This is a genomic window from Prochlorococcus sp. MIT 1300 (assembly GCF_034092375.1).
GTDB lineage: Bacteria > Cyanobacteriota > Cyanobacteriia > PCC-6307 > Cyanobiaceae > MIT-1300.
Genome location: NZ_CP139302.1, coordinates 276,189 through 301,608, shown reverse-complemented (window position 1 = coordinate 301,608; position 25,420 = coordinate 276,189). Strand labels below are relative to the sequence as shown.

At 38.6% G+C, this 25,420-nt stretch carries 19 protein-coding genes; 5 read left to right on the top strand and 14 right to left on the bottom strand.

Features of this window, described 5'->3' with window-relative positions:
- Positions 1-41 precede the first annotated feature (41 nt).
- Positions 42-272 carry a hypothetical protein gene (locus SOI83_RS01540; RefSeq protein WP_320676849.1) on the top strand — a complete coding sequence of 77 codons (231 nt, stop codon included), beginning with the start codon at positions 42-44 and terminating at the stop codon, positions 270-272.
- 204 nt (positions 273-476) lie between these two features.
- Here the strand turns inward: SOI83_RS01540 and metH are convergent, their stop codons facing one another.
- Both metH and SOI83_RS01530 read right to left on the bottom strand, forming a co-directional pair.
- Positions 477-4,106, bottom strand: a complete 3,630-nt coding sequence (gene metH / locus SOI83_RS01535) for a methionine synthase (RefSeq protein ID WP_320676848.1) — start codon at positions 4,104-4,106, stop codon at positions 477-479.
- 66 nt (positions 4,107-4,172) lie between these two features.
- On the bottom strand, positions 4,173-5,084 hold the full coding sequence (locus tag SOI83_RS01530) for a branched-chain amino acid transaminase (RefSeq protein WP_320677577.1): 912 nt from the start codon (positions 5,082-5,084) through the stop codon (positions 4,173-4,175).
- A 78-nt stretch (positions 5,085-5,162) separates the two neighbouring features.
- On the opposite strand from SOI83_RS01530, the gene cobN reads away from it, so the two are divergent.
- A complete protein-coding gene (gene cobN / locus SOI83_RS01525; RefSeq protein ID WP_320676847.1) occupies positions 5,163-8,894 on the top strand; it encodes a cobaltochelatase subunit CobN in 3,732 nt (1,243 codons plus the stop codon).
- Positions 8,895-8,917: 23 nt separating this feature from the next.
- Here the strand turns inward: cobN and SOI83_RS01520 are convergent, their stop codons facing one another.
- The 4 genes from SOI83_RS01520 to SOI83_RS01505 all read right to left on the bottom strand — a co-directional run bounded on the left by SOI83_RS01520 (position 8,918) and on the right by SOI83_RS01505 (position 12,704).
- Entirely contained in the window at positions 8,918-9,529 is a 612-nt protein-coding gene (locus SOI83_RS01520; protein ID WP_320676845.1) for a PHP domain-containing protein, read from the bottom strand.
- Between the two features lie 34 nt (positions 9,530-9,563).
- Positions 9,564-10,136, bottom strand: coding sequence for a protoporphyrinogen oxidase HemJ (gene hemJ / locus SOI83_RS01515; protein ID WP_320676843.1), 573 nt, complete (start codon positions 10,134-10,136; stop codon positions 9,564-9,566).
- 130 nt (positions 10,137-10,266) lie between these two features.
- Entirely contained in the window at positions 10,267-12,225 is a 1,959-nt protein-coding gene (uvrC, locus tag SOI83_RS01510) for an excinuclease ABC subunit UvrC (RefSeq protein ID WP_320676841.1), read from the bottom strand.
- On the bottom strand, positions 12,222-12,704 hold the full coding sequence (locus tag SOI83_RS01505) for a flavin reductase family protein (protein ID WP_320676840.1): 483 nt from the start codon (positions 12,702-12,704) through the stop codon (positions 12,222-12,224). The genes uvrC and SOI83_RS01505 overlap by 4 nt, the downstream gene beginning before the upstream one ends.
- Positions 12,705-12,776: 72 nt before the next feature.
- Here SOI83_RS01505 and coaD point away from each other — a divergent pair, with 72 nt between their 5' ends.
- Positions 12,777-13,256 (top strand): pantetheine-phosphate adenylyltransferase, encoded by a 480-nt coding sequence (coaD, locus tag SOI83_RS01500; RefSeq protein ID WP_320676839.1) that lies wholly within the window; start codon positions 12,777-12,779, stop codon positions 13,254-13,256.
- A 15-nt stretch (positions 13,257-13,271) separates the two neighbouring features.
- Positions 13,272-14,207 carry a hypothetical protein gene (locus SOI83_RS01495; protein WP_320676838.1) on the top strand — a complete coding sequence of 312 codons (936 nt, stop codon included), beginning with the start codon at positions 13,272-13,274 and terminating at the stop codon, positions 14,205-14,207.
- On the opposite strand, the gene SOI83_RS01490 is transcribed toward SOI83_RS01495, so the two are convergent.
- The 5 genes from SOI83_RS01490 to dapF all read right to left on the bottom strand — a co-directional run bounded on the left by SOI83_RS01490 (position 14,191) and on the right by dapF (position 18,780).
- Positions 14,191-15,489: a D-alanyl-D-alanine carboxypeptidase gene (locus tag SOI83_RS01490; protein ID WP_320676837.1), complete on the bottom strand. Its 1,299-nt coding sequence runs from the start codon at positions 15,487-15,489 to the stop codon at positions 14,191-14,193. The genes SOI83_RS01495 and SOI83_RS01490 overlap by 17 nt on opposite strands.
- Positions 15,486-15,995, bottom strand: a complete 510-nt coding sequence (locus tag SOI83_RS01485; RefSeq protein ID WP_320676836.1) for a DUF4330 family protein — start codon at positions 15,993-15,995, stop codon at positions 15,486-15,488. Before SOI83_RS01485 ends, SOI83_RS01490 begins: the two co-directional genes overlap by 4 nt.
- 64 nt (positions 15,996-16,059) lie before the next feature.
- The gene (locus tag SOI83_RS01480) at positions 16,060-16,665 is read right to left on the bottom strand and encodes a DUF1995 family protein (RefSeq protein ID WP_320676835.1); all 606 of its coding nucleotides are present in this window, start codon (positions 16,663-16,665) and stop codon (positions 16,060-16,062) included.
- Positions 16,666-16,716: 51 nt separating this feature from the next.
- Positions 16,717-17,886: a cysteine desulfurase family protein gene (locus SOI83_RS01475; RefSeq protein WP_320676834.1), complete on the bottom strand. Its 1,170-nt coding sequence runs from the start codon at positions 17,884-17,886 to the stop codon at positions 16,717-16,719.
- 45 nt (positions 17,887-17,931) lie between these two features.
- Positions 17,932-18,780 carry a diaminopimelate epimerase gene (gene dapF, locus SOI83_RS01470; protein ID WP_320676833.1) on the bottom strand — a complete coding sequence of 283 codons (849 nt, stop codon included), beginning with the start codon at positions 18,778-18,780 and terminating at the stop codon, positions 17,932-17,934.
- A 141-nt stretch (positions 18,781-18,921) separates the two neighbouring features.
- Here dapF and leuS point away from each other — a divergent pair, with 141 nt between their 5' ends.
- On the top strand, positions 18,922-21,528 hold the full coding sequence (gene leuS / locus SOI83_RS01465; protein ID WP_320676832.1) for a leucine--tRNA ligase: 2,607 nt from the start codon (positions 18,922-18,924) through the stop codon (positions 21,526-21,528).
- A 5-nt stretch (positions 21,529-21,533) separates the two neighbouring features.
- Here leuS and SOI83_RS01460 read toward each other — a convergent pair whose 3' ends face one another.
- The 3 genes from SOI83_RS01460 to SOI83_RS01450 form a co-directional block, all read right to left on the bottom strand.
- On the bottom strand, positions 21,534-23,135 hold the full coding sequence (locus SOI83_RS01460; RefSeq protein WP_320676830.1) for a glucose-6-phosphate isomerase: 1,602 nt from the start codon (positions 23,133-23,135) through the stop codon (positions 21,534-21,536).
- A 215-nt stretch (positions 23,136-23,350) separates the two neighbouring features.
- The gene (locus SOI83_RS01455) at positions 23,351-25,039 is read right to left on the bottom strand and encodes a signal protein PDZ (RefSeq protein ID WP_320676828.1); all 1,689 of its coding nucleotides are present in this window, start codon (positions 25,037-25,039) and stop codon (positions 23,351-23,353) included.
- Between the two features lie 26 nt (positions 25,040-25,065).
- Positions 25,066-25,404: a hypothetical protein gene (locus tag SOI83_RS01450; RefSeq protein WP_320676827.1), complete on the bottom strand. Its 339-nt coding sequence runs from the start codon at positions 25,402-25,404 to the stop codon at positions 25,066-25,068.
- Positions 25,405-25,420: the final 16 nt, after the last annotated feature.

The following is a 25,420-nucleotide window of genomic DNA, read 5'->3' as shown; positions in this document are numbered from 1 at the left end:
AGGGGGGAAGGCGTTAAACGTCAATCAGTCATACCTCCTCAATGGATTGGGAGTTCACTGAAGACGCGGCCTTCCTCGCGCTTTGCGATGCCTTTCGTGAAAGTGGAGAAACGTCGGCGATAGAGTTCTTGGCAAATGGAGAGGGAGCTTTCCATTTTCAAGAGCTAACCCAGAATGCTGCTGGTGAGGGAATTGATCTGAGCGATTCAGACTCCCTTGACGAGTTTCAACAAGACGTTATTCAAACTATGGAAACTCTTTGCAAGGACTAGGTCTTGATTAAAACCTACTGAAATCCCTTCGCATCACAGCTAATTAAATTTCCCGTTAGACCCAGGCCAAATAAATTGGGCTTCGGATCAATTTGCCAATCCGCAAAAGGTCTTGAACGGGGCTCCAATGGCTTCGCCATCCCTTTTTGTCCAAATGTCTTTGGAATGGCTCAGAGGGGCTCCTGCGTGGCATTGAGGAGCTTTCTATGCAGCAAAGTACCGTGCATTGCTATGTAGAGCTATGAGGGCAGTAGTGCTCTGTTCGGGATGTAACTGATCGCTTTTGTCCATGGTTAATCCAATTCTGTCTGCTTTAAGGATTGATAGTTGAATTCTTGAATCAGAAACATTGGGGCATGCTGGATAGCCAAATGAGTATCTGCATCCCCTATATCGCTGAGCAAGGATGTCTTTTATTTCATTTGGCTCTTGGTTACTAAATCCACATTCAATCCTTATCCTTGAATGTACAAATTCCGCCAGTGCCTCCGCTAGCTGTACACTTAGCCCATGAAAATAGAGGTAATCTAAATAGTTGTCAGATTTAAATAATTTCTGTGCGTATTGACTTGCACGATCTCCAACTGTAACCGCCTGCATAGGGAGGAAGTCCAAAGGGCCATTATTATTTAAATCTAAATAATAATCGGAAATACAGTATTTATTTCCACCTTTTTGTCGAGGAAAATTAAATATTGCTAGCTCTTTGTTGGAGTCTTCGTCGTATATTCTTAAGCTATTATCATTTCGTCCACAAGGGTAATATCCATATACCGCGGATGGAAGAATTAGTTGCTCAGAAATTATTAAATCAATCCATTTTTCTAGTATTGGATTAATTTCCTTCTCAAGATAGGCCTTATATTCGTGGCTTGATTGATTCTTGTTTCGCTTAATTTGCCATTGACCTGAAAATAATGCTTGTTTATCTAGATAAAAGACAAGCTGTTCTATTGGTATTTCTGCTGGAGAAAGAACCCTAGAACCAATAAAAGGAGGTTGAATTGCTTTTTCCTCTGGTACTGTAATAGAGCGTTCAGTAGATATTGTTAAATTTGGAATAGCTTCAATCTGGTGTTTTTCATCGTTGAGTAAATTATTAGGTTGTTTACAATTAGATTCAATTAACTGCTGACCTCCTAAATTAATACCCTCAGGTGAACCATTTTTAAACCCTTCAAAATCATTCCAGTTACCATTTGCTTTAGCTGTTATGTATTCATCCATAAATCTTAAGTCTGTAAATGCATCTTTTCCATAAAGGACCTTCCCTTTATATATCTCACTACAGTCTCCGTTAACAAATTTTGGTGTTAATGCGGCACCACCTAATACAACCGGAACAGAGATTCCAGCTTCATTGAAGGCTTGTAGATTGTCCTTCATGAAGGCCGTGGACTTTACAAGCAAACCACTCATAGCAATGCAATCGGCCTGATGAGTATTTTGTGCTTCAATTATCGCTTTTACATCTTGTTTGATGCCAAGGTTAATTACTTCATAACCATTATTAGTTAGGATTATGTCAACAAGGTTTTTTCCTATATCGTGAACATCACCTTTAACAGTTGCTATAAGAAACTTACCTTTAGAGGAAGAGTCACCTTCACTTTTTTCCATGTAGGGTTCTAGAAAAGAAACAGCAAACTTCATTGTTTGTGCTGATTGAAGGACAAAAGGTAATTGCATCTGACCGGATCCGAAAAGTTCTCCTACTTCTCTCATTCCATCCAACAAATATTTGTTGATTATCTCAAGAGGCTTATACTTTTCAAGTGCTATAGATAGTGCTTCATCTAGCCCGATTCGTTCGCCATCAATTATATGTACTTTTAAACGCTCCTCAATTGCTAATTCCTTTAGGGATTGACTTGATGAACGTGCCTGACTGGTAGATACTCCTTCGAAGACTGAAGTAAGTTTAGTAAGAGGATCATATTGACAAATGGAATTATTATATTCTCTTCGATCGTAAATCAAGTCTCTACATATTTTCTGATGTTCGGGATTGATTTTGCTTAAAGGTAGAATTTTAGATGGCGAGATAATGGCAGCGTCTAGACCCGCTTCATAGCAATCGTTAAGAAACACAGAATTGAGTGTAATTCGAGCAGCTGGGCTTAAGCCAAAACTAATATTAGAAATACCAAGTATGATATGTACATTAGGTAAGTGATTTCTAATTAGCTTTATAGCTTTAATTGTCTCAAAGGCATTTAAGCGATCTTCTTCTATACCTGTAGATATTGGGAGCGCAAGTGGATCATAAAATATTTCATGCTCCGGAATTCCTGAATTGATACAGGCTTGAAATGCGCGCTGCGCTATTTCAAACTTTTTGGAAGAGGTTCTTGCCATACCCTCCTCATCAATAGTACCTACAACTATTGATGCTCCGTATGATCTAGCTATTTCTACTACTTTATAAAAGCGTTCATCTCCATCTTCAAAGTTTGTTGAGTTCAAAATACATTTTCCTCCAGCAACCTTTAAACCACTTTCCATTTTTTGCCACTCCGTGGAGTCGAGCATAAGTGGCAAGTTAATGTTGGTAACCAATCTCTTAACTAGGCTGTTCATATCCTTGACACCATCACGCCCTACATAATCAACATTTATATCCAATATATGAGCATTTTCTTTAACTTGATTTCTTGCTAGTGCAACTAAACCATCCCAATCTTCTAAATTTAAAAGCTCTCTCGCTTTCTTGGAGCCACTAGCATTCAATCTTTCGCCAACGATAAGGAAGGAGTTGTCTTGTTTAAATGTTGTTGAGCTGTAAATCGATGATGCCGATGGTTCGAAACCTTTGAGGCTTCGTTCCAAATGTTCTTTACCATTCCTATGACTACGAGGAGCGGGATTTAAATTTCTTACTTCTTTGGCGAGAGCTGATATATGGTCTGGAGTCGTACCACAGCATCCACCAATCACTCTCACTCCAAGATCCTCAACAAAATGCATGAGCTGCATTTTTAATTCAATAGGTGATAATCTGTAATGGGCAATACCTCCAACATTTTCTGGTAGGCCGGCGTTAGGTATGCAACTGATCAGAAAAGGAGAATATTTAGATAGGTATTTAATATGTTCTTTCATTTGTTCAGGTCCAGTCGCACAGTTGAGGCCCAAGATATCTATTTGATATGGTTCTAAAGTTGTTACTACAGTGGCTATATCACTACCTACCAACATAGTACCTGTGGTCTCCATCGTGACAGAAACCATAACCGGTAATCTTTTTGACTTCACCGTAAATGTTTGCTCTATAGCATTTAGTACAGATTTAATTTGAAGTAGGTCCTGACATGTTTCTATTAGCAATAAATCAACTCCCCCATCAATTAGTCCTTCTACTTGCTCCTTATAACTATCTCGTAATTCATCAAAACTTATATGTGACAAAGTTGGTAATTTTGTTGTTGGACCTATTGAACCTGCAACAAATCTTGGTTTTTTGGAGGTCGAATAATCTGCAGCAAGAGTCTTAGCTAATTGACTAGCTTTAAGATTTATTTTGTATGTTTCACTTTCTAATCCATATTCAGCCAATACAATTGAAGTTGCTCCAAAGGTATTTGTTTCTATTACATCACATCCAACATCCAGAAATTGACGGTGTACCTTTTCCACGGACCCGGGAGATGAAATAACTAAATTTTCATTGCAACCCTCAAGTTGAGGCCCTCCAAAGTCCTCTGCACATAAGTTGAGTTGTTGTAGGGACGTACCAGTCGCACCATCAAAAACTAATACAGGATTTGATGGGCCATTAAGATACTCGAGCAAATCAATATTCTTGGATGTGTGGTTTGTATTTTTTGGAGTCATAAAGTTACTTCAATGGATAATAAGTGCTTTGCAAATTACGCTGATAGGAGGTTGCCTTCATCAGTTTCAGAAGGTAATCCTGGTAATCCAATGTCGGAATTCCTGATCTACACCTTCTGTGATTCTTGTAAGCTTTACACGTAAGTTTTCCATGATTGGTCTTGTATTAGAGAGAACTGTGGACTCTATTTGCCGTATTGGAGTAATTTTCGCTGCTGTTCCAGTCAGGAAGACCTCATCAGCTATAAGGAGTTCGGTTTTGTCAACTGGTCTCTCAATTACGTTTATTCCCGAATTCTTCGCAATTTCAATAACACTAGCCCTCGTAATTCCTTCAAGTATGTCTTGATCAACACTTGGGGTTATTAAACTTCCATCTCTTACAATAAATAGATTCATTCCACTAGCTTCGCTTATTTTTCCGCGACTGTTTAAAAGTAGAGCTTCATCAAAGCCGCTTAAAACAGCCTCTGTCTTGGCTAGCGAACTTGTGATATATGCTCCACTTATCTTACCCCTTAGTGGCAGGGATCGATCTTCCTGACGTGTCCAACTACTAAAACGACATTTAACACCGTCAGGAGACAAATAATCTCCCAATTCCAAGCCATATATTAGAAAGTCTGTTTCTATGTTGTGTAATCTAGGTGCTATACCTAAATCACTTGTGTACACAAATGGTCGAAGATATATAGGTCTAGTTGGTTTATTTGCCTTAATAAAAAGATTTAATGAGTTCAATATTGTCTCTTCTGATAATTCTGTTAAAAGCAGCCTTGCGCTTTGACTAAGGCGTTTAGCATGACGTTCGGCTCTAAATAGCAGAATGCTGTTGCTATCTTTCGGGTCGGGGATGGCCCTCATTCCCCCAAAGGCTCCTGTGCCGTAATGCAAGGCATGAGTAGCAACAGAAACCCTTGCCTCCTCAAAGGGGACGCATTTCCCCTGGAACCAAGCGTAGGGAAGGAACTGATGCATCTCTAAAAAAGCCGTGATGTGCAAATCTTTGAGCCAGTACAGAGGCTCTCTGAGGGTTAATTCTTGGAGGTTCGTTCAATGCACCGCATAGCAAGCCTACCTGGTGATGAAGACAGTAATGATGTAACCCTTGTTGAGCAGCCTCCTGCCCCCGTACTTTTTTTAACAAGTGCAGTCTCTGACATATCAACCCTAGCAACAGCGATTGACAGTGAGTTTGATTGCTCTCTAAGAAATGAAATTAGAGCCTTACCACTGTCATGCTTGAGCCATCCCTCTCAGATCGATCATTATCTGACAATAACTGCATCTAAAGCCGATGTTATTATCCTCAGATTACTCGGTGGACGAGAACACTGGAGTTACGGAATAGAACAACTTTTAAATTGGCAGGAACAAGAAAAATGTAGAGAATTAATTCTACTTGCTGGAACACAGGATCAGTTTGAAATACTTCACCATTTAGGCACAGTTAATTACAAGCTAGCTAACCATTTAGCAGAACTTTTAATTCAAGGCGGTACAAATAATATTCAGACATTTTTACAAATGATTCAATTAATAAAAAACCACAGAACTGTTAACTTAAAAGATCACAAGATTGATTATTTGGATGACCCATATAAATGGAATTGGCAAGATGAGTCTGGCCCTAGAGTTGGTCTTGTAGTTTATCGATCTCTAGTACAGTCAGGAGACACAAAATTAATTAATTCGATAATCCAAAAAATAAGGTTACGAAATTTGGTACCAAGAACCATACTTGTCAGTAGTCTGCGTAGTAAAGTCATACAACAAGCTACAGAAAAAATATTTAAGGATGAATCTGTATCCTTAGTGTTAACACTTACTTCGTTTGCCTCTGTTATTTTTGAAGAAGCCAGTCTTGGTGCTCCTCTTTGGGATTCGCTAGATGTACCCGTTTTACAAGCATTAATTAGTACACGGTCGAAGAAGGAGTGGAGCACCAATGATAGAGGTCTAGACCCTTTAGATCTATCCTTACAGGTAGTTCTTCCGGAACTAGATGGACGAATAACGACTCGCCCAGCTGCCTTCAGATCCGTTAGAAAATCTAGTCAAATACTCTCTACAATACTCCATGAACACACGCCGAATCAATCTGGTATACAATGGATTGTAGACCATGTCTATAACTGGGTAGAATTACAAAGAACCCAAAATAACGACAAAAAAGTTGCTATTGTCCTCTCCAATTATCCAATAAGGAATGGAAGACTTGCCAATGGTGTCGGTCTAGATACACCTGAAAGTTTGTTCTCAATAATCAATTGGCTTAAGGATGGTGGATACAATCTTTCTAAACAGAAATTACCTGTATCTTCTAAAGAACTTATCGACTCAATATTAAAGGGCAGAACAAACGATCCAGAGAGTTTTTCAAGGGCGCCTCTTACCTACCTTTCTCTTAATGATTACTTGAATTGGTGGTCCAAATTACCCAAACCCGCCAAATTACCAATACTTAAAAGATGGGGTGAGCCACAAAAAGCTATAGATCTGGAATCATCTGGGTTTGCTATTCATGGTATTCAATTTGGCAACATAGTTATACTTATACAGCCCAGCAGGGGATATGACTCGGACCAACTAGAAGACTTACACTCGCCTTACTTACCCCCACCACATAGATACCTTGCCCAATATGTATGGGCACAAGAAATCCACAATACACAAGCACTCATTCATTTAGGTAAACACGGAAGTGTAGAATGGTTACCTGGTAAGGCCGTAGGGTTAAGCATTAACTGTTACCCTAATGTAGCTATAAATGCAATTCCAGTTATTTACCCATTTATTGTTAATGATCCGGGGGAGGGTTCTCAAGCTAAAAGACGAAAGCAAGCTGTCATAATTGATCACTTAACACCACCTTTAGATCGGGCTGAGTTGTCAGGAGATTACCTCGTATTAGAAAATTTAATTGATGAGTATTTTGAGGCCGAGCAATTACAGGCATCCAGATTACCAATCATACAAGAGTCTATCTTAAAACTTCTAAATAAAAAAAGCTGGCCTATTGATAACAGTATAAGCAAAATAGATGATTTTAAAGATTATATAAATCAAGCTGAATCGTATATATGTGAACTTAAGGAAGCCCAAATAAGGACAGGCCTTCATAGTTTTGGTCAAGATCTATATCCTTCCAAAAAACTTCAGTTACTTCTAACTATTGTTCGATCGCCATTTGCTGAATACAAAGGTTTTACACAATCGGTATCAGAAAGACTGGAATTATCTCTAGACCCTTGGTGTGACGAGGAAGGCGATATGTTAAACCCAGAAGACATCCTGAAACTTAGGCAATACTGTCAACAATCTCTAAGGAGAAAAGGCGATGCTATCGACTGGATAGAACATCAGGCATTACATATTCTGTCTTTATTAGTAGAACTTGACCAGCCAAATTTTAAGGAGCAGGAATTAGTCCCCCCTCTATATGAATGGGTTCTTAGCTGGCACAACGACCCACTACTAAAGTACATAAAAGAAGTCGTCTATCAAAATATATGTAATTCCTTCCAATTTGAAAAAAAGAGTTTATTAAATTCACTTAATGGCAGACGAGTTAAGGCAGGACCATCTGGTGCTCCGACTAGGAGTAGGCACGATGTGCTTCCTACAGGCAGAAATTTTTTTAGTGTTGATCTTCGCGGACTTCCAACTGAATCAGCCTGGGATTTAGGAAGGCGAAATGCTGAAACTATTATTGAAAACTATATACTCAAACATGGTGAATATTTAAAGTCTCTAGCTCTTTCAGTTTGGGGAACATCTACCATGAGAAATGGAGGAGAGGATATTGCACTTTTATTAGCATTAATTGGAGTTAAGCCTATTTGGGATGGACCAAGTAGGCGTATGGTTGATCTCGAAGTTATACCAATAAAAATTCTTCAAAGACCTAGAGTCGATGTCACATTAAGAATCTCAGGCCTTTTCAGAGATGCCTTTCCTCAATTAATTGGATGGGTACATAAAGCAGTTACTTTAGTTGGAAAGCTTGATGAAGAACAAAACATGAATCCCTACTCCCATTCAATCAAGAGTCAATCTCACAAAGGAAGAATTTATGGTTCTGCTCCAGGTTCTTATGGTGCAGGACTCCAGGGCTTAATAGATAACGGTCAATGGAATACAAGATCTGACCTTGGCGAAGTATTTATGGAATGGAGCAAGTGGAGTTATGACGATTCTGCTAACCCTAAGGAAGACCGTAAAGGCCTTGAGGAAGCATTAGAAGGAACTCAGATAGCTCTTCACACGCAAGACAATAGAGAGCATGACTTACTTGATTCCGATGACTATTACCAATTTCACGGTGGGTTATCAGCAGCCATAGAAAAAATTACCGGTTCCAGGCCAGAAATGTTATTTGCCGATAATTCACGTAAAGAACGACCTAGGGTACATTCGCTTACTAAAGAAATAGACAAGGTTGTACGTTCAAGGTTAACTAATCCCAAGTGGATTAAAGGAATGATTGGACATGGGTACAAAGGAGGTTTTGAGATGTCAGCTAGCCTGGACTATCTATTTGCATACGATGCTTCAACGGGTTGCGTTCCTAATTGGTGTTATTCTGAAATAACAAGTTCATGGCTAGACAATAAAGAAGTTATAACTTTTTTAAAGGATAATAATCCATGGTCGCTACGAGACATTTCAGAAAGGTTGTTAGAGGCTTCTCATAGGGGACTATGGGAAGATGCAACAAAAGAACAAATCCAAAAAATCAAAGGAATTGTAATTGATTCAGAGTCGATAATAGAGCAATTTGACTAAGCTCTGTGAAGGCTAAGGAATATCTAGCGACCCAATAAGCTGTAGCCATGAGTATCTGTGCCACATGTACTAATTAAACCAAGTTGTTTAAGCTGGTTATCAATCTTTTCGCATATAATCGGGGTAGCACTGAATTGTGGTTTCATATCATAGTCATACCAAGCTTCAGCCCCATCAATATTTATATCTACGGATGCATCAATTATTTTCTTAAAGCTAATTCTATACCTAGCAGGATGAGCAAGTATTGCTAGGCCCCCAGCATCATGAATTGATTTAACAACTGTTTTACCTTGTAGATATTCACCAGTAGGGGCTTCACCATGTACATAAGGTTTCAATGAGGAAGATCTCAAGTTGAAGCCAATTCCTAAAATATGAACTAAACATTTGTTTATCAAGCAACTCACCTCTATACCAGACCATAATTTTGTCCTTGAGTTTTCCAAGTTATAATTATCTAAAATAATTTTATGGGATTCAATTGAATGATGGTCTGTTATTGCTAAGTGTTCAATGCCTAATTCTTGTGCTTGTTTGATCAGTGCTATGGGAGTCATACTTCCATCACTGCAAATTGTATGGCAATGAAGGTTGATTTGCTTAGGGCAACTATCAATATTACACCTATTCATTATACTTATAAGACTTGAATTAGAGTTTTCCAATTTATAATTCCTTCAGTGATTCTGTATTTAGCCTTCTCCATCTAGCATAAAATTGAATACTAGCAGCCATAAATATAATTAGCCCAACGACCGCCCAGGTGGCGGCACTGGTTGGGAATTGTGTTTTAAAAACAACTAAGAGCACAACTACAAAAAGAAAAAGTGTTGGTAATTCATTCATTGCTCTGAGTTGTTGTCCTGTCCAACTACATCTATCTTCTGCGAGTTGTTTCATTAGTTGGTAACAGAAAAAGTGGTATACAAGAAGAAGCAAAACAAATAAAAGCTTGATTTTCATCCAATTTTGTTGTAGCCATTGGGGTTGGGCGACAAGCAAGCATATTGCCATTGAAACAGTAAGAATCATCCCTGGGGTAGTTATTATATTCGCAAGACGTTTTTCCATAAGTGAATATTGCTTTGAGAATGCCAGCTGAAGGCTTGGCTCAAGATCGTTTGCCTCTACATGATAAATAAATAATCTGACCAAGTAAAATAGTCCCGCAAACCATACGACTACCCCAATTATATGTAGCGACTTAAACCAGAGGTAAGCTTCTGATGAGAATGTCATCGTAATTTTGCTGTCCTATCAAATATTAGTAATTTTCTCAGCTTTTAATTCCCATTTGGCTTTATTAATAGTTATTTGTTGTAGACCTAAACCAATTCGTTCTCATTAGGCTGTTGGGTTGATAATCAGTTTAAAGTTTGTCTTGCTCTTCTGTTTTTGGGTCTGGGTGGAAATATTCCCAAACCTGCTGGGCAACCACCCTGCCCATACCTGGTGCTGACATTAGGGTGTCAACTGAGGCCATTTGAATAGCTTCTACTGAATTGAAATGTGATAACAACTCCTTTATTCTCTTTGGACCAAGCCCTGGTATATCTCCTAGTCTAGATCTAGTCATTCTTTCACCACGTTTACTTCTATGAAAACTTAAGGCAAACCTATGTGATTCATCACGTACACGCCGTAAAAGCAAAACACCTATTTGATCTATCTCTGAAATTATGGCTGAGGATTGATTAGGTAGATATATTTCCTCATTTTTTTTAGCTAGAGAACATACTGTAAGTTCTTCTTCAAGGTCTAACTCCCTTATAGCTTCCATAACCGCTGAAAGTTGACCTTTCCCACCGTCTATAAGTACTAAATCCGGCCAATCATTAAAACCATTAGTCTGTAATGTTGTCCTCTTGGATTTTAAATCTTTGATTTGAAACCCGTCAGCCTTTGCTCTAGCCCATCGCTTAAATCGTCGTCGAATAACTTCAGCTAAAGCCATGAAGTCATCGCTGTGACCAGGCATTATAGATGAACTTTTTATATTAAACCTTCTGTAATGCTGCTTGGCTGGTAAACCATCTTCAAAAACTACCTGAGAAGCAACGGGGTCGCTTCCCTGAATATGGCTGATATCATATCCCTCAATTCTTCTTGGAACACTCGAAAGTTCAAGCAACTGGGTAAGATCCTCTAGTGCTAGTTCTTGCTGTTGAATCCCCTTCTCTAATCTCTGTAACTCATATTTTGCGTTTTTACATACAAGATCAACCAATTCCACCTTTTTATTTCTTTTAGGGATCTGTATGTCTACTGACCTCCCTCTTCTTTCCTTTAGCCAAGTGCAAACCACTTCTGGATTTTCGACAGGATATTGAAGAATTAATTCTTGAGGTATTTCAACTGGATCGACTTGACTATAATGCTCTTCTACCACAAGTTGAATTATTGTGCTTTCTTTTAAGCCTGTAGCGTCAGCACTAAATGCAAGTCTTCCTATAAGTTTTCCTGCCCTCATCTGAAACAGCTGGACCGAAACAAGTTTATCATTAGAAGCCAAAGCAATAATATCTCGGCTGACACTAGAGTCCGGCAATCCTACATTTTGTTGTTCATTTAACTGCTCTATACCTCTAATCTGATCTCTCACTTTGGCAGCACGTTCGAAATCTAGTGAAGTCGAATATTTATCCATAAGGGAGCCAAGTAATTTCTTTAGCTCCTCCGACCTTCCTTGAAAAACCATGGCTATTTTTTTTATTGTCTTGTGATAGTCACTAGAGGAAATAAGCTCTTGACAAACCCCTGGACACAAGCCAATGGAGTAATTTAAACAAGTACGATCCCTATATAGTGGTCGTGGCCTTTGTCTCAATGGGAAAACACTCTTTACTAAAGCCAGGGATCTACGGAGGTTTCCAACATCAACATATGGCCCATAAAATCGGTCTTTTGTATTACGATTACGACGTTTTCTAGTAATAAAAATTCTGGGGTAATCCTCGCTCCAGGTTATACATAAATAAGGATATTTTTTATCATCTTTAAGGAGTATGTTGAAATGTGGCTGTAAATCTTTTATTAAATTGGACTCCAGGACCAATGCTTCAGCTTCGCTATCAGTAATAATGATTTCTATATCATGTACTTGTCTTATCATTAAGCTTATTCTAGAGCTGTTATTGCTACATGAACGAAAATAACTCTTTATCCTATTTCTTAGAGATTTAGATTTCCCTACATACAATAAACGATCCTTCGAGTCCTTCATTAAATAACAACCAGGCTCTACAGGTATTTCTGATAAAAGTCTCTGTAGCTTTTCAGGGTTGTTTAGAAGTAATAATGGATTATTTCGACCTGTCACCTCTTTCATCCACCATATGACCATCCGGTTGTAGAAAGTACAAGAGGTTCTTTATCTTCAATTAATTCTGCTGTCATAACCTCAGCAACAAAAATTGTGTGGTCTCCATTAGCTACTTCTCCAACTAATTGACATTCAACCCCTCCGATCGCATTGTCAAGAATAGGAAGACCTAATTCCCCTTTGTGGAAAGGTGCTGATTCGAATCGTCCTCCAAGAGCACTTTGTGGCTTAAAGAAAACTGCAGCTAAATCCTTTTGGTCTGACCGCAGTACGTTCAAGGAGAAGCATTTAGTCCTTTGAATAATTCCATGACTAGACCCTTCTGCTCGCACGGCCATAACTATCAGCGGAGGATCAAAGGAACCTTGAGTAACCCAACTTGCTGTAAAACCATTCATTTCCTCTCCATCACGTACTCCGCAAATAAAGAGCCCATGAGGGATTTTGCGAAGCAGGACTTTCTTTGCATCAAGATCAAGGGTCATCTTTGAATTTTTTTCTATATCAACTTTAAACAGCTTTGGTTGAATACGATCAGAGAGAGTCGTCGGTTTTTCATGAGGGTTCTTTACCCAGGTAGCTTTGACCCATTAACTCTTGGACATCTGGACTTGATAGAGAGGGCTAACTCCCTCTTTGGCGAGGTAGTCGTAGCTGTTCTGAAGAATCCTGACAAAACCCCATCATTTCCGCTTGAACAACGCATAAGTCAGATTACGGAATCAACACAACACCTAACGGGAATAGAAATTATTGAATTTGAGGGACTGACAGTCCGATGTGCCGCCGAAAGCCGTGTTGATCTAATTCTTCGTGGGCTTAGAGCTATGAGTGACTTTGAATACGAACTCCAAATCGCTCATACAAACAGGTCCTTAGCAGCTGACTTCGAAACGATATTCCTTGCTACTCAGGCTCACCACAGCTTTTTAAGCAGCTCTGTCGTCAAAGAGGTAGCTAGATATGGTGGCAACATTTCACATATGGTGCCTTCAGTAGTGGCAAAAGACCTAATTAGGCTTTTTAATCATGAGTAAGTAGCTTCAAAGCAAATGGGCGATCCCGCCTTCATCCTCCACGATCAATTGGATCAATTAGAAGATTTGGTCCTCGAGGGAAATCGAATCCCCTTTACTGGAGGAAGACTTGTCAACGAGAATGAAGCTATTGAATTGCTTGACCAAATTCGTGAGTCTCTACCTTCACAAGTAGCGAAAGCTGGCGATCTTGTGAAAAACATAGAACAACTGCTAAACCGTTCACAGAACCAAGCAGACGAGATAGTTTGTCAGGCAGAACTAAAGAGAGAACAATTACTTAACTCTGCCACCATAAGAAAAGAGGCAGAAAGGCAGGTTTCTGAACTTTTAGACAACACCCGACATCAATGTGAAAAACTCCTACAAACCACGAGGACCCAAGCTGGTCAAATGGAGCAAGATTCACAAACAAAGTTGATAAGCCTCGAGCAAGACTATTCAACAAAAAGGCAAATTCTTGAACAGGAATTAATAGAAGCGCGGCAGAAAATGGAACAAGAAATAATTGACCGCAAACGACATCTGGCAGAACAACATGAACTAAATTGCCAACAAGCACTAAAAGAAGTTGACTTAATCAAAAAGGATGCATTACGTCTAAGGCAAGATACACACCAAGAAGTTGAACGAATTCATTCGGATGCATTAAATTATAGAACTAAGATGCAAGCTCAATGCGAAGCTTTAATCCAACATAGTAGATCAGAGGCTACTGCACTCCAGGACGGAGCAAATCAATATGCTGAGCAAACACTTCGAGATCTCGAAGAAAAGCTTTTTCACCTAACACATATTGTTCAGTCTGGTAGAAATGAACTATCTAAGATACAAGCAATTACATCAACTCAAAGTTCTTCAACTAAAGAAATGAATTCCCATAAGACAATTCAAATTAATAGAGAAACAAATCACAACTCTAAACCAAACCCATTTAGGAACATTGGTTAATTGACTCCCGCGTCGATTTTAATAGTTCTATAAACACCTTATCTGGAGTCACATCCCCTTGATTCATTATACTTACAAAAAGAATACCTTTCTGAGTTCTTAGCCCTCCCGATACAGTTCTTACTCCATAAAGACTGCCGGTTTTCCCAAAAAAATTACCCTCCAACTCAGTACCTCTTGCAAAGTCTCTTAGAGTTCCTCTGATACCAGAAATAGCCATGGAAGATTCAAACATTGATGAGTAATCGTGATAACTCATCTTCATTAAAAGCTCCGCTATTGACCTAGAAGTCAAACGGTTACTTCGAGATAGACCGCTACCATCCTTTATAACTAATTTCTGAGTATCGATATTTTTGAGCTCTAACCATTTCTTCAACGTATCCGCAGCAATATACGTATCCCATGAGTTAGCTGAATGTTTTAAAAGAACCTCCGCTGTAAAGTTGTGGCTTTCTGAGTTCGATAGGCTTAATAGTGATTGCATGGGTGCTGATTTCTTAATGTATAGAATAAGAGAGTTAATATCGTTTTCTGCTAGGGATTCTTGCCTCCTAACGGCAATGGTAACTTTCATTCTCCTTTTTGATATTTCCCCTTCAAGAATATCTCTTATTCTTGTGAGGGGGTTCTTTATAGCTTTCTCATCGGTATTACTTGTTAAGGCCAACCTAGTAATTGGTGCTCCATAATTGCGCACTTTGTCGGAATCTAGCCAATCTAAAGGCCACCAGTTAGTATAACTTTCCTCATATAGATTAATTACTGGTATTAATCTCTCCTTTTCAATTGGGGTGCTTGACTGAATTTTATTCACAATGAGTTGAATGTCCTCAAGATCTAGGTCAGGATCTCCTTCTCCACTTAGATCAAAATGACCATTTGGTTTTAGTGCCAAAGTAGTGAAAAGCCTAAATTCAGGACCTAGAGTATCTAAAGCAAATGCTGTAGTTAAAAGTTTCATATTAGAAGCAGGAACCATTGGATGGTTTCCTTTTATATCTGCTAGTACATCACCTTTATTATTAGTGACAGTAAGAGCCCATTTTGTATCATTATCGGGCAACAACTTATAAAGACGATCTTGCAGTCTCTCACAAATAGAATCAAAGTTTAAATTCGGAATATCTAAGGCAAGTTCTAAGGGCTGGTAAGTCTCATAGTCTCTACGTTTTGATTCAATTAATAAAAATGAACTTAGAACAAGAAGCCCAAGACTTATTATTATTGTTAATTTCGGCCTTAGGATTTTTTTGATATAGTAAAGAAACTCTACCTTCATTTTACACTAACATCACTAATAACACCTTGAAGCTTATATATAAGTCCCTCTATTAACACTTTCGTACCTATTTTTAATTTCTCACCATGTAAACTAACACCATCATTAGAGACATTTGCTTCTGTAGAAAGTATAATCCTAACTGTTGACCTGGTTATATCTTGGCTGGATAAATCTAAATTAACTGGTCCACTTCTGAGGTGATTCAAGTTTTGACCTGGACGAATAATTCTAAGAACATCGTAATCTCCAATTTCAGATGAGTTTAAAGATAAACTTGTTTTGCCAGTTGATAATATTGACTCATATAATGAGGAAGGGTTAGCTGCAGGAACATTTACAAGGTCAATACTAAACAATACTGAGGTAGGAGTACCTGCTTCCCTAAATATTTTCCGATATAACATAGGACTCCATGATGAAGCGGACAATCCTGCGCCTATAAATAGAACAACTATAAAATCAAAAAGAGTTATTTGTTTAAAGATAGGGATCCTATTAGTCATTTCTATCTAGATACAGTTTGATAATTATAGTATAAGATATTTCCCAATGTGCTGAAAGGATTGATTACGATAAGTTCTCAAAAACAATTTCCGGTGTAGGTTTATTATCGAAATTTGACAAGAAAGAATATCCATTAGGTCCACTCTTAAACAAAGACCATTGATTTGGATAAATGTGCATTAAAGCTCCATTTTCTAGTGGCTCAAGCCAATAGGAATCTCTCCATTGACTCAGGAAGGCTCTTCTCCTTTGTCTGGCGACGCTTCCTATTCCAACGGCTGCATCCTCTAGCTTTCCATTTAATATAACAATAGTATCCGAATAAGTATTAGAAATTTGCTCAAATTCTTCATAATCATGAGGTTGCGGGGATACTGCAATCAATATTTTATTGTTGGTGATGTTATCCTTATTTTTAATCACGTCCGAGAAGGAAACAATTGATTGCTTGAACTCTGGCTCAGAATGTTTTGCAAGAGCTGTGGCTCCTGCATCAGGCCAACAAAGTAATGACTGGATCTTCTCAGCTAACAATGTTTTATGCATTCTAAAAACGATGGGCATTAATTTCAATCCTTCGAATTTCAAATTAATGGTCCATCTACCTCGTTCTTGAGCACGTATTGACAAAAGCATAGACTCATGGAGTGATAATTCAGCGGTTTTCAAATCTTTGGGGAGCTCAAATACCATTAGAGTTAATGTCTAAAGAGAGAAAAATTATTCACAGTTTAGGATAGCTTGTTTTATTAAATCTGGTACTTTTGCGAGTTGTTTCTCTGTATTCCATCGACCTAGACTTAATCTTAATCCTGACGACCGCCAATCCTTGCCAATTGACATTGCCTTTAGGACATTACTTTCACTATTCCTTGAAGCTCCACAGGCAGTACCACTACTACAGGCCACTCCAAGACTTGAAAGTTCTCTTACCAAATCACGTCCTGACAAAGGTGTGCCAAATACAGAAGAAACTAAGCATGAAATATGATTAGGTAATCTATTTACTTCATGTCCAGTAAACCTTAGTTCCGATATTAACTGTAGTTTGGTAAGCAAAAAATCCCTATTTGACTTAACTTTTGCAGATTCATTCATTGCATTTACGTTGTTATGATTAAGATCAGTTGAAAGTAATTCAATAGATTTACTCATACCAGCAATTAAAGATACAGGCTCTGTACCAGAACGCAGTCCCATCTCCTGTTTACCGCCGTCTTGCAAAGCTTCTATACACTTAAATAAACCCTTTCTAACTAAAAGTAGACCAACTCCCTTCGGCCCCTGCATTTTGTGAACAGAAGCACTCAAGAGATCAATTGGTAAAACTTTCCAGTTGACTAAGTAGTGGCTAAAATATTGGGTTGCATCTGTATGAAATATAATATTCCTAGCTCTACATTCGTACGCAATCTTCTGAATAGGTTGAACCGTACCAACCTCACTTTGACCCCAAATAACTGATACAACTGTGGTGGGAGGACTAAGTATCTGGTCTATAATATCTAAGTTAACTGTTCCAAAGTGGTCCACGGGCCAAAGAACAACATCCCATCCCGTCGATAATAACTTATTTGCGACTGCTCTAACAGCTGGATGTTCTACAGAGGAAATAACGATACGAGCAGGCTTCATATTAGATGTGATACCTAGTAAAGCTAAATGTATTGATTCTGTTGCACCAGAAGTAAAAAAGACTTCTTCTGGTTGGGCATTAAGATTGTCAGCAATTGTGAACCTACTTCTTTCTAAGGTCTCGGCTGCCAAGGCTCCTTGAGTGTGTATGCTTGAAGGATTACCCCAACAACTAGTTTCTACTTTTTGAATAAAATTAAATACCTCGCTTCGTATAGGAGTTGTAGAACATGCATCTAGGTAGATAGAGTTCATCAGCTTACTTAAAGAAGTTATGTATTGGCAAGATTAAAAGTAAGTCTATAAGTCTAGGTGTCCCTCATAGACAAATTCGGCGGAACCCTTCATAAATACAGAACCGTCTAGAGCTGGCCAACTAATAGAGAGTACCCCTCCGGGTAAAAAGACATTGGCTGTATTGCCTGTTATTCCTAGTAAATGTGTAGCAACTAAAGTTGCGCATGCCCCAGTGCCACAAGCCAACGTTATCCCACTGCCCCTCTCCCAAACTTTGAGTTCTAATTTGGAACTATCTACCACATTTACAAAATGAACATTGGTATTTTCAGGAAATGATTCATGGTTTTCTAGTTTTTTGCCATATCTCTCTACGTTGATTTCAGAATAGTCATCTACAATAATGATCATATGAGGATTACCCATTCCAACAGCAACAGCATTCATAGCATTACCATTAACAATAACTTCTTCCTGTGGTAGGCCATTAGAACGAACTTTAAAAGTTGTCGGTATCTTTGAAGGCTCTAAATATGGGGCTCCCATATCCACAACTATTTGACGATCAGGATCAGCATGGGCCCGTATAATCCCCGCCTTAGTCTTTACCTCACAAACTTTTGCGAACCCAATCTCTGCTTGATCCAGAAGGTATTTAATTACGCATCTCAATCCGTTACCACACATTTCTGCCTCCGTACCGTCAGAATTGAGCACTCTCATTTCAATATCTGCCTCACCAATGGGTGACTGTATAAGTAATATTCCATCTGCTCCAACTCCAAAATGCCTATCGCATATTCCACTAATCAATGACTTGTCAGGTTGCTCAAGACCACTTGGTAAATTTGTCAATCTTCCATCGATAATGATGAAGTCATTACCAATGCCTTGATATTTGTGGAAATTCATAACCCAATTTCGTAGAATTCTTAGGTATTAGCATTAATAGTAAAACTAACAAATTCTCGCCTTGAAATTCCTCCAGTCTGAGACGAATAAATAATTTAAGCCTCAGACTGTGCCAGCATCATGGTCAGATAAACTTAGTCAGTGAAGGATTCCTACCAAGATCAGGGTCACTCTATTGGCCAATACAGGCCAATAGAGATCGAAGCAAAGTGGCAAGAGCATTGGGAAACGCAAGGGACCTACAAGACACAAGAGCCCAAAGACGAACAAGAGGGCTTTTATGCCCTTTCTATGTTTCCATATCCCTCAGGGAGCCTTCATATGGGTCATGTGAGGAATTATGTGATTACTGATGTAATTGCTCGCATGCATAGGATGCAAGGGAGGGCCGTGTTACATCCCATGGGTTGGGATGCATTTGGACTACCGGCTGAGAATGCAGCAATAGAAAGAGCAATTGATCCAGCAACCTGGACGCAAAAAAATATTGAACATATGAAATGCCAACTTGGTCGATTAGGGTTGTCCGTTGATTGGTCAAGAGAACAAGCAACTTGCAATAGTGACTACTACAAATGGACCCAATACTTATTTAATCAGCTTCTCTCAGCAGGACTTGCATATCAAAAAGAGGCTACCGTTAACTGGGACCCTCTTGATCAAACTGTTCTTGCGAATGAACAAGTTGACGCAGAAGGCAGATCATGGCGATCAGGCGCTCTTGTAGAGCAAAGAAAGCTAAAACAATGGTTTTTAAGAATAACCGAATACAATGAACAATTACTCAAAGATATTGAAGACCTAGGAGGCTGGCCGGAAAGAGTAAAAGCCATGCAGAAAAACTGGATAGGTAAGTCAGAAGGAGCATTAATATCCTTTACTCAACAAAACAAACCCCATATCAAAATTGACGTTTTTACAACAAGGCCAGATACTCTTTATGGAGTAAGTTATCTTGTCCTTGCCCCTGAGCATAAATTTGTTGATGAACTAACTACAAACAAAAACAAAGATTTAGTAGATGCTTTGAGAGCAGAAACAAAGAAACTTTCGCAAAAGGAACGAGTAACACATGATAAACCAAAAAGAGGAGTAAGACTTGGCACATATGTAATAAACCCAGTTAACAATGACAAAATCCCTGTCTTAATTGCAGATTATGTTTTGTCTGATTATGGTTCTGGTGCTGTAATGGGAGTTCCAGCACATGACCAAAGAGACTTCTTATTTGCCCAATTAAACAAACTTGATATTAACTATGTAGTTCAACCGACGAAAAATGGAGAGTTCTCTTCCCCAAACGAGCCTTATATAGAAGCAGGGTTTCTAGTTAATTCAGAGGAGTTTAACGGGTTAAATAGTCTTGAAGGCAAAAGATTAATTCTTGAGAAGGGAGTAAAGGAAGGTTGGGCTCAAAGCAAGGTTCAATACCGACTAAGGGACTGGCTTATTTCCAGACAACGTTATTGGGGATGCCCAATACCCGTTATACATTGTTCTAGTTGTGGAACAGTACCGGTTCCTAATGAAGATTTACCCGTCGAACTTCCCACTGCAACGAACCTGACCTCTAAAGGCGGTTCACCTCTCAAACAAAACAAGGATTGGCGTGAAGCTAAGTGCCCTAAATGTGGACAACCTGCAGAACGTGAGACAGATACTATGGACACCTTTATGTGTTCCTCATGGTATTTTCTAAGATTTGCAGATCCACATAACAACTCTAAACCCTTTTCAAAAAATGCAGTGAATAAGTGGTTACCAGTTAATCAATATGTAGGTGGTATTGAACATGCAATACTTCATCTGCTTTACTCAAGATTTTTTACAAAAGCTATTAAGCATGCAAAACTTGTCGAGCTAAATGAACCTTTTCTAAATTTACTAACACAAGGAATGGTTCAAGGGATTACCTATCGAAACAAGAGTACAGGTAAATACATACCAACCAATAAAGTCTCAAATAAAAGCAATCCTCAGGACCCAGAAACTGGAGAGAAGCTTGAGGTTCTCTTCGAGAAAATGTCTAAATCTAAATACAATGGAGTAGATCCTTCGACAGTTATAGATAAATACGGAGCAGACACTGCTCGTATGTTTATCTTATTCAAGGCTCCACCAGAAAAGGATCTAGAGTGGAGTGATTCTGATGTTGAAGGACAATTTCGTTTTTTGCAAAGGATATGGCGTCTCACCACAAAATTGTCCGATAAGGAATGCAATCCTTCCAAAGAGCTAATAACAAAATCAGGTGTTAATACATTTGAGTCTGAACTGAATAAACATGTCAACTACGCAATAAAATCAATAACTGAAGATATTTTAAAGGGCTATCAATTCAATACCGCCATTTCAGAGTTGATGAAATTGTCAAACAATATCTCTCCATTGATTGACAAAGTAAGCCTTGAATCGCGATTACATGCATGTTCCGTATTACTTCGGCTTCTCGCACCTTTCGCACCACATATATCTGAGGAATTATGGGAATTAGCAGGTTTTAAAAAAAGTGTTCATATGTCCCAATGGCCGATACATGACCCCAAAGCGATAGTTGAAGATACTTTTGAGCTCGTTATACAAATTAAAGGTAAGGTCAGAGGATCAATAAATCTTCCTGCCAACACTGATAAGAAATCAATGGAAATAGCAGCTTTAGAGTCTGACACAGCAAAGAAGTGGCTTGAGGGTAAGGCACCATCTCGTATAATTGTTGTCCCAGGAAAGCTTGTGAATCTTGTACCTTAGGGAGACTATGTACTTTTAGTAAATGTCAAGCTTACCGGATTAGCCCAAGAGCCATGAATAACATATTCTGAGTTATTTAGGACTAGGTGTCTAATAATAAGGAATACGGATTCTATAGAATCACATTCTATAGCCTGTTGTACATTAGACAAGGATCTTGTAACTCCATCAGATAAAAGTTGTTCTATACGCTCTTGAAGTGACAAGATATCTGCTGCTGCTAATTTTCCGGCTTCAACTCCAGGTTGATGATATGCATTGATATCTATTAATTCAGCATATAGTCCTACGGTTCTTTCAAATAAGGCTATTAAGGCCCCTAGTGTTCGGCTATTTAAGGACCTCAGAGTGATAGTAATACTTTGACGCCCTCCTTCGGATAATGCTAAACGAGTCCCCTGAAGAAATCCTGAAAGAAAGTCACCAGGAGATTCATTGTTTAGGATTGGAAGGTGGCTTGAATCATCCAATATTTCTATAAAGGTGACAAAGAAATTGTCAATACCATCTCTGAGTTGTTGAACATAAGCATGTTGATCCGTAGATCCTTTGTTTCCATAAACAGCTAAACCTTGGGAAACAACATTTCCACTACGGTCATATTTTTTCCCTAATGATTCCATTACCAACTGCTGAAGATATCTACTAAAAACCTCTAATCTATCCTTATAGGGAAGTACAACCATGTCCCTAATACCATTACCTTCTCCTGCTTTCCACCATGCTGCGGCCATCAAAGCTGCTGGGTTCTTGAAAGTTTCAGGTAGTCTTGTCGCCTCATCCATCTGGGAAGCTCCAACCAAGAATTCTCTTATATTGCAACCGATTAAACCGCCAGATAGTAGGCCAACAGCACTGGTGATACTTGTTCTGCCGCCGACCCAATCGGGAAGATCAAATGTTTCCAGCCAATTCTCTTGTTTTGCCAACTGATCTAGTCGACTGTCAATCATTGTTATTGCAACGGCTTGTGATGACCAGTTGCCTCCTACCTTTTGCAGATGATTTCTAAATTGCTCCATTGCTATTCGAGGTTCCGGCGTGCCTCCAGATTTGCTAACAACTACAAACAGAGTATTTGTAATTGCATCACCAAGTGATGTAATAGCTTCAGCAATACCTTGTGGGTCAACGTTGTCTACAAAATAAAAAGGCAATCCCTGTTCATTCTTTTGTAAAGCTTCAACCATCAAAACTGGACCAAGTCCACTGCCACCAATACCAATCCATAAAACAGAATTGAAAGGTTGGCCGTTTCCACTCTGGATTGTTCCATCCAGAACAGCTTTGGAAAACGAATCAATTTGGTCAATCCCGTCTTCGATTGATTTAGTTACATCTGAATTTGGAGCAATGCCTGGCGTGCGAAGCCAGTAATGCCCCACTTGTCTATTCTCATCTTTATTTGCCACAGCGCCTTTCTCAAGCTCTTCCATTGCTTTAAATGCTTCCTTGAATGAAGGCCGCAATTCCTCTAAAGTTAGAGAGTTGATATCCATCCTGCTGATATCAAGCCAAAGCTCCAAATCCTCGTGGTACCAGAGGAGTTCACAATACCTTTGCCATTGGGATTGGACATTGCCAGAGCTAAAATCAGGGAAACTCATTTTGATAGACGATTTCTAAATGGTTCAAAGATGCCAACACGTTGGCGGAGTTTTGTTCTAGTTGGCACCAGCTTGCCTTAAAAGTTGCCAATGATGGAAGCTATTTGCAGGAAATCCTTGCAAGGAGCGAGAAAATCCTAATGTTGCTGATAGTTCTCTGATAAATGGTTTGGGTCAACGAGTCTCATCCACTATAATTTCCATAATAATATCTTCTATATAAATCTAAGCCACCTATCCCTCAAATTTTTTGCTGATTCAGGTGCGTCTTCATCAATTCTGAACTCAAAAGAATTAAATGTTCTTGAAGGCAACTTGATAACTGATGTATAAATTCTATTTCTTCGTGAGTAAGTAATGGTATTAGATGTCCTTTCTTTTAGATATAATTTAAGTTCACTTATTTCTAGCAGCCTGAAATCATTTATTGCTATTATCTCATCTTCTATAATAAGTTCGGCGAGAGATCCGGGACTATTTAAGTCAATTTGCTTAACCAATATTCTTTCTCCAACAGTCTTTAACGTAAGACCTGTGTAAATATCATTAATTTGCGTAGGCTCCAGCTTAAGTCCGACAATCTGAGCACATTCCCTAATTGGCAAAGCGTCCGTCTCGTCTAGCCAGATAGATATCTTATCAGCCAAGCTTTCGCTGACTTCTTTAATCTCATTAACAATATCTATTCTTGTATATCCAAGATTTGTTATACCATATTTATGCCAAAGACTTCTGAGTATATAACTCAGTGAAGAATTTAGTTGTCTAAGTAATACGTCCATACAAAAAGACATTGCAGCTCCAAGTTTATAGTAGCTGACTTGGTTGTTAATAGAGGAAGGGTTTTGCTTATAAAGCTTGATCCAAGCTTCCCTTGAACTATCAGCTAGGCTCTGAACTTTTAAACCATTATAATTTAAGAAAGATAATATATCATTGGACAGGTCATTCAGGTATGAATTCTGATCAGTTATCTTAGATATAAACGTTAGTGCAGTGTCATAGTAAGACGTCACTCCTTCTGCGAACCATAAGCTATCACTAAGAACAACATTATTATAATCATATTTTAGATATTCCCTAGGCCTTAATCTCCGTACATTCCACTGGTGAAGGTACTCATGTCCAAGTAATTGAAGAAACTTGCGGTAGCCATCCTTATTTGTTATTGAATTCCAGTCATAAGCAATAGTGCTTGAATCATTATGCTCTAATCCTCCATATCCTTTTCTTAGTAGTAGAACTATGAACTGATATTTGTTTGCAGATGGCGGGGCAGATCCTAAAAGATCACAACAAGCTTCGCAGATCTTAGAGACATCAATATCTATATTTGAAGGTAAGGGCTGAGGGAGATTATCAAGTAAAATCAACTTATGCTTGAAAGTTTTGACTGAAATATCGTATGTCTTAAATACTCCAGCATGTAGCGGTGAGTCAACAAGTTGATCATAATCTTCAGCCTTGTAGAAGTTGCTGAAGTCAAGTGTCGTATATGAAGTCCACCCGGAAGGTAGATTTACATATAGACGATGCTCGTCATAACGCATTCCTTCGATTAGTGTAACTACCGAAGAAAGACATAATGAAGCAAATTCCGGATCAATAAAACTACTTCTAACAGAAAGTTCGTGAGCTTCAATAATATATGAAAGACTGACCTTAGACTGATTTTGCAAGTAGCATTCCCAACTACTCGTAGAAAGACGAACAAAGTCAATTGATTTGCTTAATTGAGAAACTTTAGTACTATGTAAATGTTGAGAGTGATCTCTAACGGTATAAGACCCTGGTGTCCAGATTGGTAATGACCAAAGCAGATAATTGGATTTGGGCTTCCATTGTAGGGTAACATGAATACGTTGATAGGACGCTTGAGTTAAATCTAGGAAGATATCAATCATAGTTGACAAATTAATAATTCTATTAGTTACATAGACAAGCTAAAATTTTGGAATTTTAATTTGGCGCTCTTTAAAGCTACCAATGCTGTATAACGTCGATTAATCCTATGAAGAAGTTGTGAGGTATCACGCTGTTTGGTTAATCTAACTAAATCAACAATTAACTCGATTCTTCCACCATCAGAAGAATTCCATGCAAGGAAAGGCTTGCCATTATCGTTCACAACCAAATCACAAATCTGGATTCCTCCATCAAAATCAGTAATAAGTCCTGGGGCTTGAACCTGAAACCCTTCTTCTTTTAAAGCTTGTTCAAGTAATGATAAGTCGTTAAGCAATGTAGGGAGTACGTTCAGATGCGACATGATTAACAGACAACTT

What these genes read in the sequence shown, in the direction of transcription:
- SOI83_RS01540 (WP_320676849.1), top strand. Translation starts at nt 42, where the DNA reads ATGGATTGGGAGTTCACTGAAGACGCGGCCTTCCTCGCGCTTTGCGAT.
- metH (WP_320676848.1), bottom strand. Translation starts at nt 4,106, where the DNA reads ATGACTCCAAAAAATACAAACCACACATCCAAGAATATTGATTTGCTC.
- SOI83_RS01530 (WP_320677577.1), bottom strand. Translation starts at nt 5,084, where the DNA reads ATGCATCAGTTCCTTCCCTACGCTTGGTTCCAGGGGAAATGCGTCCCC.
- cobN (WP_320676847.1), top strand. Translation starts at nt 5,163, where the DNA reads ATGCACCGCATAGCAAGCCTACCTGGTGATGAAGACAGTAATGATGTA.
- SOI83_RS01520 (WP_320676845.1), bottom strand. Translation starts at nt 9,529, where the DNA reads ATGAATAGGTGTAATATTGATAGTTGCCCTAAGCAAATCAACCTTCAT.
- hemJ (WP_320676843.1), bottom strand. Translation starts at nt 10,136, where the DNA reads ATGACATTCTCATCAGAAGCTTACCTCTGGTTTAAGTCGCTACATATA.
- uvrC (WP_320676841.1), bottom strand. Translation starts at nt 12,225, where the DNA reads ATGAAAGAGGTGACAGGTCGAAATAATCCATTATTACTTCTAAACAAC.
- SOI83_RS01505 (WP_320676840.1), bottom strand. Translation starts at nt 12,704, where the DNA reads ATGACCCTTGATCTTGATGCAAAGAAAGTCCTGCTTCGCAAAATCCCT.
- coaD (WP_320676839.1), top strand. Translation starts at nt 12,777, where the DNA reads ATGAGGGTTCTTTACCCAGGTAGCTTTGACCCATTAACTCTTGGACAT.
- SOI83_RS01495 (WP_320676838.1), top strand. Translation starts at nt 13,272, where the DNA reads ATGGGCGATCCCGCCTTCATCCTCCACGATCAATTGGATCAATTAGAA.
- SOI83_RS01490 (WP_320676837.1), bottom strand. Translation starts at nt 15,489, where the DNA reads ATGAAGGTAGAGTTTCTTTACTATATCAAAAAAATCCTAAGGCCGAAA.
- SOI83_RS01485 (WP_320676836.1), bottom strand. Translation starts at nt 15,995, where the DNA reads ATGACTAATAGGATCCCTATCTTTAAACAAATAACTCTTTTTGATTTT.
- SOI83_RS01475 (WP_320676834.1), bottom strand. Translation starts at nt 17,886, where the DNA reads ATGAACTCTATCTACCTAGATGCATGTTCTACAACTCCTATACGAAGC.
- dapF (WP_320676833.1), bottom strand. Translation starts at nt 18,780, where the DNA reads ATGAATTTCCACAAATATCAAGGCATTGGTAATGACTTCATCATTATC.
- SOI83_RS01460 (WP_320676830.1), bottom strand. Translation starts at nt 23,135, where the DNA reads ATGAGTTTCCCTGATTTTAGCTCTGGCAATGTCCAATCCCAATGGCAA.
- SOI83_RS01455 (WP_320676828.1), bottom strand. Translation starts at nt 25,039, where the DNA reads ATGATTGATATCTTCCTAGATTTAACTCAAGCGTCCTATCAACGTATT.
- SOI83_RS01450 (WP_320676827.1), bottom strand. Translation starts at nt 25,404, where the DNA reads ATGTCGCATCTGAACGTACTCCCTACATTGCTTAACGACTTATCATTA.